The 10,148-nt window shown below is 70.5% G+C and carries 11 protein-coding genes and 1 tRNA gene; 7 read left to right on the top strand and 5 right to left on the bottom strand.

Annotation, left to right across the window (positions count from 1 at the left end):
- Nucleotides 1-1,065: ribosome biogenesis GTPase Der (gene der, locus VLF38_RS14080; protein ID WP_325271871.1), on the top strand; the 1,065-nt coding region annotated here is incomplete at its 5' end.
- A 27-nt stretch (nt 1,066-1,092) separates the two neighbouring features.
- On the opposite strand, the gene VLF38_RS14085 is transcribed toward der, so the two are convergent.
- A complete protein-coding gene (locus VLF38_RS14085) occupies nt 1,093-1,647 on the bottom strand; it encodes a hemerythrin domain-containing protein (protein ID WP_325271872.1) in 555 nt (184 codons plus the stop codon).
- 88 nt (nt 1,648-1,735) lie between these two features.
- On the opposite strand from VLF38_RS14085, the gene VLF38_RS14090 reads away from it, so the two are divergent.
- Nucleotides 1,736-2,653: a hypothetical protein gene (locus VLF38_RS14090; RefSeq protein ID WP_325271873.1), complete on the top strand. Its 918-nt coding sequence runs from the start codon at nt 1,736-1,738 to the stop codon at nt 2,651-2,653.
- A 60-nt stretch (nt 2,654-2,713) separates the two neighbouring features.
- A complete protein-coding gene (locus VLF38_RS14095) occupies nt 2,714-3,859 on the top strand; it encodes a CDP-glycerol glycerophosphotransferase family protein (RefSeq protein ID WP_325271874.1) in 1,146 nt (381 codons plus the stop codon).
- 3 nt (nt 3,860-3,862) lie between these two features.
- Here the strand turns inward: VLF38_RS14095 and VLF38_RS14100 are convergent, their stop codons facing one another.
- The 4 genes from VLF38_RS14100 to VLF38_RS14115 form a co-directional block, all read right to left on the bottom strand.
- Complete coding sequence (locus VLF38_RS14100) at nt 3,863-4,555, bottom strand: acyltransferase (protein WP_325271875.1); 693 nt, start codon at nt 4,553-4,555, stop codon at nt 3,863-3,865.
- A gap of 75 nt (nt 4,556-4,630) precedes the next feature.
- A tRNA-Pro gene (locus VLF38_RS14105) sits at nt 4,631-4,704 on the bottom strand.
- A gap of 30 nt (nt 4,705-4,734) precedes the next feature.
- Nucleotides 4,735-5,403 carry a hypothetical protein gene (locus VLF38_RS14110; protein WP_325271876.1) on the bottom strand — a complete coding sequence of 223 codons (669 nt, stop codon included), beginning with the start codon at nt 5,401-5,403 and terminating at the stop codon, nt 4,735-4,737.
- An 82-nt stretch (nt 5,404-5,485) separates the two neighbouring features.
- Nucleotides 5,486-6,319 (bottom strand): adenylate/guanylate cyclase domain-containing protein, encoded by an 834-nt coding sequence (locus VLF38_RS14115; RefSeq protein ID WP_325271877.1) that lies wholly within the window; start codon nt 6,317-6,319, stop codon nt 5,486-5,488.
- A 65-nt stretch (nt 6,320-6,384) separates the two neighbouring features.
- Here VLF38_RS14115 and VLF38_RS14120 point away from each other — a divergent pair, with 65 nt between their 5' ends.
- The 4 genes from VLF38_RS14120 to VLF38_RS14135 form a co-directional block, all read left to right on the top strand.
- Nucleotides 6,385-7,740, top strand: coding sequence for a hemolysin family protein (locus VLF38_RS14120; protein ID WP_325271878.1), 1,356 nt, complete (start codon nt 6,385-6,387; stop codon nt 7,738-7,740).
- Nucleotides 7,737-8,780 carry a hemolysin family protein gene (locus VLF38_RS14125; protein WP_325271879.1) on the top strand — a complete coding sequence of 348 codons (1,044 nt, stop codon included), beginning with the start codon at nt 7,737-7,739 and terminating at the stop codon, nt 8,778-8,780. The genes VLF38_RS14120 and VLF38_RS14125 overlap by 4 nt, the downstream gene beginning before the upstream one ends.
- 70 nt (nt 8,781-8,850) lie before the next feature.
- Nucleotides 8,851-9,450 (top strand): CDP-alcohol phosphatidyltransferase family protein, encoded by a 600-nt coding sequence (locus VLF38_RS14130; protein WP_325271880.1) that lies wholly within the window; start codon nt 8,851-8,853, stop codon nt 9,448-9,450.
- A partial coding sequence (locus VLF38_RS14135) for a DUF881 domain-containing protein (RefSeq protein WP_325271881.1) occupies nt 9,443-10,148 on the top strand: 706 nt, incomplete at its 3' end. The genes VLF38_RS14130 and VLF38_RS14135, both read left to right, overlap by 8 nt.

Here is a 10,148-nt window from a genome sequence, read left to right on the forward strand (position 1 = left end):
GCCGTGCTGTTCGTGGTCGACGCGACGATCGGGATCACCGACATCGACGAGGCCGTGGTCAAGATCCTGCGCCGCGCCGGCAAGCCGGTCGTGCTCGCTGCCAACAAGGTGGACGACCAGCGCACCGAGGCCGAGGCCTACGGCCTGTGGAACCTGGGCCTGGGGGAGCCGTTCACCGTCTCCGCGCTGCACGGCCGCGGCTCCGGCGACCTGCTCGACGCGGTCCTCGCGGTGCTGCCCGAGGCACCCGAGCACAGCCCGGAGGAGGTCGGCGGCCCGCGCCGGATCGCGATCGTCGGCAAGCCCAACGTCGGCAAGTCCTCGCTGCTCAACAAGCTCGCCGGCGAGACGCGCGTCGTCGTCGACAACGCGGCCGGCACCACCGTCGATCCCGTCGACGAGCTGATCGAGTTCGGTGGCCGGGAGTGGCGCTTCATCGACACCGCGGGCATCCGCAAGCGGGTCAAGGAGGCCTCCGGGCACGAGTACTACGCGAGCCTCCGTACCGCTAGCGCGATCGAGCGTGCTGAGGTCGCGGTGCTGGTGCTGGACGCCGAGCAGAGCATCGCCGAGCAGGACGTCCGGATCATCCAGATGGTCCGCGAGATGGGCAAGGCGCTCGTCATCGCCTTCAACAAGTGGGACCTCGTCGACGAGGAGCGCCGCTACTACCTCGACCGCGAGATCGAGCGCGAGCTCGTCCAGGTGCAGTGGGCGCCGCGGATCAACCTGACCGCGCGCACCGGCTGGCACATCGACCGGCTCGTGCCCGCGCTCGACAGGGCGCTCGAGGGGTGGGAGACCCGCATCTCGACCGGCACGTTCAACGGCTTCCTCGGCCGCCTCGTGCAGGAGCACCCCCACCCGGTGCGGGGCGGCAAGCAGCCGCGCATCCTCTTCGGCTCGCAGGTGTCGGTGGCGCACCCGACGTTCAAGCTCTTCACCACCGGCAAGCTGGACGCCGGCTACGAGCGCTTCATCGAGCGTCGCCTGCGCGAGGAGTTCGGGTTCGTCGGCACGCCGATCGAGATCAAGGTGCAGCCGCGGGAGAAGCGCAAGAGGTAGCGGTGAGCGCCGCTCCCGCGGCGGGGATCACTCGCCGGCTTCCTCGCGGAGCGTCTGCTGGATCTCGTCCTTGGTTGCTCCGCTGGGCGTGGAGACCTCCATGTTCGCGGCCTGCTGGCGCAGCTCGTCACGGGTGATGTCATCCGGCTGGTCGCCCAGGTGCTGCTCGCGTGTCGCGAGGAAGGCCTCGCCGAGCTCGGCGCGCCGCTCGGCCGAGAGGCCGTTGCGCATGCCGGCGAGCACGGTCTCCTCCTCTTCCTCGATGTGGTGGGAGACAGCCTTGACGACCTCGTCCAGAACCGTGACGAAGTCGGCACTGTCGGGGTCGGTGGCGGCGAGCTTCGCCAGCAGCTCGTCGGCCTCGACGTGCTCCTCCTGGCTGTGGGCGACGTGCTCGGAGGCGCCGACCTCGTCTGCGACGACGGGGTAGACATCGGCCTCCTCAGCACGGCTGTGCGCGCTCAGCAGGGTGGTGAGCACGGGCAGCGACCCGGGCCGGCTGGCGGGGTCGGTGCGGAGCTGGTCGAACAGGCGCTCCACCTCCCGGTGGTCCTTCAGGATCAGCTCGACGACGTCGTTCACGGGGTGCCTCCTCGGTTCCAGGTCTGGTGCCTAGCGAGGTACCCCGACCGCGGGACAGCACACCCTGTGGACCGGTAGCCTCGCGGCCGTGCCTCGCTACCAAGACCTCGCGCTCGGCGCGGGGGCAGTCCTCGTGGTCGGTCTCGGACTCGTGGCGCTCAAGCCGGACACGCTCCCAAGCCCCACAGAGGGGGCGGACGACGCCCTGAGCAGCACCCTGCCCTCACCGCTCCGGCCCCGGGCCTCGTCGACCCCCACGCCCAGCGCCTCCGCGACCCGCGAGGGTGCCGGCGCGAAGACGGGCTCATGGGTCGTCGGTGCGGGCAGCGACCTCGTCTTCTTCGCGCCGAGGCGTGGGTGCGACGGAGCCGGCTCGGTCGAGGTCAGGGTGGCACGCGGCGGCGCGTCGTCGACATACGCCGTCAAGGGCCTGACCGCGGTCGGCGGGATCGAGGTCGAGGCCGGCGACACTGCAGTCCTCGTGGGTGTGGACGCTGCCTGCAAGGGCGTCGGGTTCCGCACCACCGACGCGGGAAAGACCTGGAAGGAGCTCGGGAGGCTCCCGGAGATCTGGTCCCTCGTTCCCGGCGCCGACCGTCAGGTGCACGCACCCGGCGGAGCGGTCGAGGTTCCCTGCGAGCCGCTCGCGGTGACCGGTCTCGACGATCGTGTGGCCCGGTTGGCGTGCACCGACGGCCGGCTCCTCGGGACCGTGTCCGGCGGTGACGACTGGTCGATCCTGGGCAACAACCGCAACGTCAAGGCGGTCGGGTTCGTCGCTGCGACGACGGCGCTTGCGCTCGTCGAGGACCCGTCGTGCGCGGGTATCAGGGTGGAACGGTCCACCGACGGCGGCACCGGCTTCAAGCCGGCGTACTGCGTCGAGGGTGACGGTCCGTGGGGGCTCTTCACGGATGCCGACAGGGCGGTCGTCGTCGGTGGCGACAGCGTCGCCCGGAGCACCGACGACGGTGCCACGTGGGCGGTCCAGCGCCTGCGGCCGTGAGGGGCCTCGCAGCACCTCATTTGGTCATGAGCATGGGTTCCGAGGCCGTAAAATTCGGACGTGCAGAACCCCGATGTGATCGCGTACTTCGCCGACGACCCGGCCCGTGTCTATCAGCTGCTGCAGTGGCTGCCGGTGCTGGAGCGTCTGGACGCGACCCATCCGACCGCCGTCGTGACGCGCAACGAGGAGACCGCCGGGATCGTGCGTGAGCACACGCGCCTGCGGGTCTTCGACGCACCGGGCTTCAACGACCTCGCCGAGCTCTACGCCGAGATCGATCCCAAGGTCGCGGTCTACTGCAATAACAGCCACTTCAACTTCAACTCGCTGCTCCAGGGTCGGATGCTGCACGTGCACATCAACCACGGCGAGAGTGACAAGCAGTCGATGGTCAGCAACAACGCGAAGGCCTATGACCGGGTCTTCGTCGCCGGCGAAGCGGCGGTCCAGCGCCATCGCGCTGCCCTGATGGAGCTCGACGAGGCGCGCCTGGTGCGCATCGGCCGCCCCCAGCTCGACCTGCGCCCGGAGCCGGTGATCGTCCCGTCCGAGCGCCGCACGGTCCTCTACGCGCCGACGTGGGAGGGCGACGCGGAGTACAACGACTACACGTCGGTCGACCTGTTCGGTCCCGAGATCGTGCGCTCGCTGCTGAAGGTCGAGGCGACCCGGGTCGTCTACAAGCCGCACCCGCGTGTCGTGACGAGCGAGACTCCTGCGATCCGTGACAACCACCGCGCCATCCTCGACCTGCTCGCAGACGCGGCCCGTCGCGACCCGTCCGCGGGCCACGAGGCGGTGCTGGCCGGTGACATCCTCGCGGTCTTCCCGCGGTGCGACGCGATGGTCACCGATGTCTCGTCGGTGGGCCTGGACTGGCTCTACCTGCAGACCGACAAGCCGATCATGATCACGGACCGCCACCACGACGCCGACCGGCTCCGCCTCGAGGTTCCGGTGAGCCGCTGTGCGGACGTGCTCGACTCGAGCAACCTCGACGAGCTCACGATGCTGATGACGGCGCGCCTCGAGCAGGACACGCACCACCTGGCCCGCGTCGCGATGCGCCACCACTACTTCGACGACAACGCCGTCGGAGACAGCACCCGTCGGTTCGTCGAGACTGTGGCCGAGCTCGTCGTACGCCGCGACCTGATGCTGGGCGAGCTGGGACTGCTCGCGGCCGAGTCCGTCATCGCCTGAGGCTCAGCCCTCGCCGGACAGGAGCCGCTCGACGTCCTCGTGGCGCCAGATCGGGCGGACCTCGCCCGAGCCGCTGGAGGAGACCCAGCCGAGCCCGGGCTCGAGCGTCCGCAGCACCTTCGCGGGTACGCCGCCCACGACGGCGTGGTCGGGGAACTCGCCGCGGACCACGCTTCCGGCCGCGACCACCGTGTTGCGCCCCAACCGGGTGCCGGGGAGCAGGATCGCGCCGTGTCCGACCCAGGAGCCGGCGCCGATGACGACGCGGGCGCGCTCGCCCCACTGGACGCCGATCGGCGTGTCCGGATCCTGGTAGCCGTGACCGGAGTCGGAGATGAAGACGTCCTGGCCGAACCACACGTCGTCGCCGATCTCGATCGACTCGTGCGCGGTGATCGTCGCTCGCTGACCGATCACGCAGCGGTCACCGATGACGAGTCCCCGAGGGGGGAGGGACGGGTCGCTGTCTCCGTAGCCCACGCTCAGCGAACAATGCCGGCCGATCAGGGTGTCCGCACCCAGGTGGATCTCGGCGCAGCCGAACAACGCGGCATACGGGAAGGTGATCATCGAGCCACGGCCGAAGGAGCCGAACTCGTCGGCCTTGTCCGTGCCGGGAGCGACGGAGCCCCAGAACTCCACGCGGCGCCACACGGCGTGGATCGCGCGGGCGGCGAGGCGGTGGGTGATCAGCACCCGTGAACGCTATCGCGCCGCGATGTCCGGGAACGACGAAGGCCGGATCCTTGCGGATCCGGCCTTCGACCTCGGTCGGGCTGACAGGATTTGAACCTGCGACCCCCTGACCCCCAGTCAGGTGCGCTACCAAGCTGCGCTACAGCCCGATGCCCCCGGCTGGCGGGAGCGGTTGAACCCTACAGCAGGTCGGCGGGTGGTCCTGCATCAGGGTCGTGGTGCGGTGGCGGGTCGTCGGGGAGGAGGCGTTCGACCAGGTCGGGCCAGGTGTCGTCGACGAGCTGGAGCAGGTCGACGCGCATGATCCGCTGGATGTGCGGCTTGGCGAACTCCTTCTCCATCACGCGCATCATGAACCGGCGCAGCTCGCTCTCCAGCCCGGACACGCGCTGCAGGACGGCCGAGCGGCGCTTGTCGGTCTCGACCTGCAGGGAGACCTCGTCCTCAGGGGGCAGGACCACGTCCACCAGCAGGTCGAGTGGGGGCTCCAGGCGCAGTCGCACCGTGATCGGGACCAGCAGACGGGCGCGGAAGCGGTTGACGTCGCGCGCGATCTCGATCGCGAAGTCCACGTCGACCGGGATGATGATCCGGAAGCCGAGGTCCGGGCCCGGGATCTCCACGCCCGAGACGGGCTGGAACCATCCGGTCGCCGTCACCTTGGCGAACTTCCGGCCGGGGCCCGCGCCAAGCGGACCGAGCTCGATCTTCTCGCCGAGCACCCGCTCGATCACCTCGAGCACGCGGCGCCGGTGGACCACCTTGCGCAGGAACGCCTCGCCGAAGTCGGCGTAGGTCATCGCCGCCGATGCCGTCGGCGCGACGGGGACGTCGTCGGTCTCGCTCAAGGCCCCTCCGTTCTGACGTGTGGCGGGTCTCCCAATCTAGCGGGCACCGGCACTTTCTGGCTCAACTGAGCCAGATTCGGACTCAGGCGCGGTGGTCGACCGGGGTCCAGTCGACCGACCACAGCTGGTGGTGCCCCGGGATGCCCTTGAGGCTGGCCGCCGGCATACGCAGGCGGAAGTGGCGGTCGGTGACGGCGTCCCGGACGCCTTCGGTCGCGAGGATCTCGCCGCCCGTGGCAAGCCCGGCCACACGGGCCGCCATGGCCACGTTGAGGCCGAAGTAGTCGCCTTCGCGGTGGACCACATGGCCTGCATGGACGCCGATCCGCACCCGGATCGGCGTACGCCGGAGCGCGCGGCGCCGCGAGACCGTGAGCGCGCGCTGCATCGCGATCGCCACGCCGACCGCGGCTGCTGGGTCACCGAAGGCGAGCATGAAGCCGTCGCCCTGCGACTTGACCACGTGGCCGCCCGCCTTCGCCACGAGCTTGCGGATCACCTGGTCGTGCGCGTCGAGCAGGGCGACGAAGGCGGCGTCGCCCAGGCGCTCGTTGAGCGCGGTGGAGTCCTCGATGTCCGAGAAGACGATCGTGACGGTGCCGTCGTCGCCGATCACCCGGTCGATCGCCTGCTTGTCCGCCAGGGCGAAGCCGGTGAGCTCCTCGATCGAGGAGCGGAGCATGCCCCCGACGCCCTGCTCGCGGATCCTGACGGCTGTGCCGACGGCGCCGCGCATCGCCCAGCCTGCTGCCTTCGCGGCACGGTTGGTCAGTGGTTCGGCTGCGTTCTCGAGGGCCGCGAGCCGGCGTCGGACCCGCCGCAGCTGCAGGCGGCTGACCAGCAGCAGGACGAGTGACAGCGCAAGCGTGCAGGCCAGCACGACCGAGACGGTCGCGGCACCGGTGAGGAGGTCCATCGCGACGTGACGCTAGCGCAGCCCAGTAGGGTGCGGGGTGTGAAGTACGACCCAGAGGGCCGCCCATGACCGAGTGGATCCTGCTCGTTGTCTCCCTGCTGCTCGTGCTCGCGTGCGGCCTCTTCGTCGCGGCCGAGTTCGCCTTCCTCACCGTCGACCGGGGGCAGGTCGAGCGTCTTGCCGCCGGCGGCGACAGCGGTGCCGTCGGCATCCAGAAGGCGCTGCGCAGCCTCTCCACCCAGCTGTCGGGTGCACAGGTGGGCATCACCGTCACCAACCTCGCGATCGGTTTCCTCGCCGAGCCGGCCATCGCGGAGCTGGTCCGCGACCCGCTCACCGCGGCGGGCCTGCCGGAGGGCGCGGTCGGCCCGCTCGCCCTCACCTTCGCGCTGCTCCTGAGCACCGTGCTCACGATGGTCTTCGGCGAGCTCGTTCCGAAGAACCTCGCGATCGCCCTTCCGTACCAGACCGCTCGCGCAACCCAGGGCCCGCAGCGGGTGTTCACCGCGGTGATGGGCCTGCCCATCCGCCTGCTCAACGGCTCCGCCAACGCGCTCGTACGCCGCCTCGGCATCGAGCCCCAGGAGGAGCTCCGGTCGGCCCGTGGACCAGCAGAGCTGCAGTCGCTGATCCAGCACTCGGCGGACCAGGGCACCCTCGACGCCGACACGGCCGAGCTGATGGAGCGGTCTGTGGTCTTCGGCACCCGGACCGCGGGCGAGATCATGACGCCGCGGGTGCGCGCGCGGACCCTCGAGGGCACCGACCGCGCCGCGGCCGTGATCGAGCTGGCCCGCCAGACGGGGCACTCGCGCTTTCCCGTGCTCAACGAGCACGACGAGGTGGCGGGCACGGTCCACATCAAGCACGCCGTCGCGCTCCCGGTCCAGGAGCGTTCGACGACACGGGTGCGCCACATCATGGTGCCGCCCATCGTCGTGCCCGACTCGCTGCGCCTCGACCCGCTGCTGGCCCTGCTGCGCGGTGAGGGCTTCCAGCTCGCGGTCGTCATGGACGAGTACGGCGGGTACGCCGGGATCGTGACGCTCGAGGACGTCGTCGAGGAGATCGTCGGTGACATCTCCGACGAGCACGACCGCCTCGGTGCGCGGGCGCGCCAGCGCCGGGACGGCTCCTGGTCGCTCTCGGGCCTGCTGCGGCCTGACGAGGTCGAGGACGTCACCGGGATCTTGCTCCCGGAGCACGACGACTACGACACGATCGCGGGGCTCGTCCTGCGCAGCCTCGGCAGGATCCCGACCGCCGGCGACGCCGCTCATGTGGTGCTGGACTCCTCCGACGGCGATGAGGCGCCCCGGGTCGCGGTCCTCCACGTCGAGCGGATGGACGGACGTCGCGTCGACCGGATCCGCCTCAGTGTGGAGACCGTCGAGCGCGACGCTGAGGAGGAGGACGCATGAGCCCCCTGACCGGCATCCTCGTCGGCTTGGCCCTCCTGGTCGCCAATGCCTTCTTCGTCGGATCCGAGTTCGCGCTCGTCTCCGCTCGACGTACCCAGATCGAGCCGAAGGCCCAGGCCGGCTCCAAGGCCGCGCGTACGACGCTGCGCGCCATGGAGAACGTCTCGCTCGTGATGGCCGCCGCGCAGCTCGGAATCACCGCCGCGTCCCTCGGCCTCGGAGCGGTCGCCGAGCCGGCCCTCGCGCACCTTCTCGAGCCGCTCTTCCACGAGTTCCACGTGCCCGACGAGATGCTCCACCCGGTCGCGTTCGTGATCGCCCTGACCGTGGTCGTCTACCTCCACGTGGTGCTCGGAGAGATGGTGCCGAAGAACATCGCGCTGGCCGGACCCGACCGGGCAGCGCTCCTCCTCGGGCCGCCGATGATGGCGGTCGTCACCGCCTTCCGGCCGTTGATCGTCGGCTTCAACATGATCGCCAACGGCATCCTCCGGCTGCTGCGCGTGGAGCCGAAGGACGAGGTCTCCTCCACCTTCACCCGCGACGAGGTGGCGGCGCTGGTCGAGGAGTCGCACGGAGAAGGACTGCTCGAAGAGGATGCCTACGGTCGCCTCGCCGGGGCTCTCGGCTTCACCGAGCGGACGGTCGCCGCGGTGGTCCTGCCGCTGGCTGGCGTGACCACCGTCGAGCGGGGCGCGTCGGGCGCCGACGTGGAAGAGGTCTGCGCCGCGACGGGGTTCTCGCGGTTCCCCGTGCGCGACAGCGAAGCCTGGATCGGCTACGTGCACATCAAGGACGTCCTCGAGACCGATGAGAGTCGTCGCCATCGGCCGGTCGACGACAAGTGGATCCGCCCGTTCGCGAGCGTGCGCGCCGATGACGTCCTCCACGACGCGCTCGAGACGCTCCAGCGCCGCGGTGCGCACCTGGCGCGCGTCGTGGACGAGAGCGGCGAGCTGGTCGGCCTGATCACGCTGGAGGACGTGCTCGAGGAGCTGGTCGGGGAGATTCGCGACGCGGCGCACCACGACGAGGACTGAGTCCGACTAGGGTTCGATGCACCGGCGCGCGCCCGCGTGCCATCGACGAGCAGTTACCGGCAGGGGAGACGTGCAGGCAGTACGACGCAGCAACCGGGTGCTCACGCTGCCCAATGCCCTGAGCTTCGTGCGGCTGGCCGGTGTCCCCGTCTTCCTGTGGCTCCTGCTGGGTCCCGAGGCGGACTGGTGGGCCCTCGGCGTGCTCGCCCTGGCGGGCATCACGGACTGGGCCGACGGGTTCGCGGCGCGGATGCTCGACCAGCGCTCCGCTCTCGGCGAGATCCTCGACCCCGTCGCGGACCGTCTCTACATCCTGGCTGTCGTCGTCGGCTTCGCGCTGCGCGACCTCGTCCCGTGGTGGGTCGCCGTGCTGCTGCCGGCCCGCGACCTCTTCCTGTGGGGACTCGTCCCGTTCCTGCGCCGCCGCGGCTACAGCGCACTGCCCGTTCATTTCCTGGGCAAGGCCGCCACGTTCAACCTGCTCTACGCCTTCCCCCTGCTCCTGCTCGGCGAGGGTGACTCGGTGGGCGCCACCATGGCCAGGGTCTTCGGCTGGGCGTTCGCCTGGTGGGGCATCGCGCTCTACTGGTGGGCCGGGCTCCTCTACGCCTGGCAGGTCCGCAAGCTGCTCGCGGCTCCCGACCCGAGGACGGCCCGGCCCGATGCCTGACCGCACTCCGCTTCCTGCCCACGTAACGATGCCCCTGCTGGACATCGTCACGAGGAACTCCCTCGACCTCGACTACCAGCACGTGGCCGAGACACGGAGGGCGGCGGGGGAGTCCGGAGCGGGCGAGGTGTCGAACCGCTGGCGCGCGGCTGTGGTCGTGGGCGTCTTCGGTCTCCTGCTCGTGGTGGCGGCCGTGCAGAACCGCGCGACCGCGGACTCCGACGCGCTGGCGCGCGACGAGCTCGTCCAGCAGATCGACATGAAGCGCGAGGGTCTCCGCGAGGCCAACCGCCAGATCGGTGACCTCCACGACGAGATCGAGCTGCTCACGACACGGCAGGAGTCGGTCGCGAAACGCGAGCGGACGCTCGCCGCAGCCAATGACACGGTCGGAGCTCTCGCTGGCTATCGGGCGGTCCGCGGCCCCGGCGTACGGGCCAAGGTCGACGACGCGGCCGACGGGTCGGAGGACGGCGCCGTGCGCGATGAGGACCTCGCCACGCTGGTCGACGGACTGTGGGCCGCCGGGGCCGAGGCGATCGCGGTCAACGGCATCCGACTCACCGCGACCACGGGCATCCGAGCCGCCGGAAGTGCGATCCTCGTCCATGACCGTGCGCTGCGGCCGCCGTACACCGTGCTCGCGATCGGCGACGTCAACGCGCTGCAGAGCAGGTTCGTCGAGACCGGCTCGGGGG

It is taken from the genome of Nocardioides sp. (genome assembly GCF_035481145.1).
In the GTDB taxonomy this organism is placed as follows: domain Bacteria; phylum Actinomycetota; class Actinomycetes; order Propionibacteriales; family Nocardioidaceae; genus Nocardioides.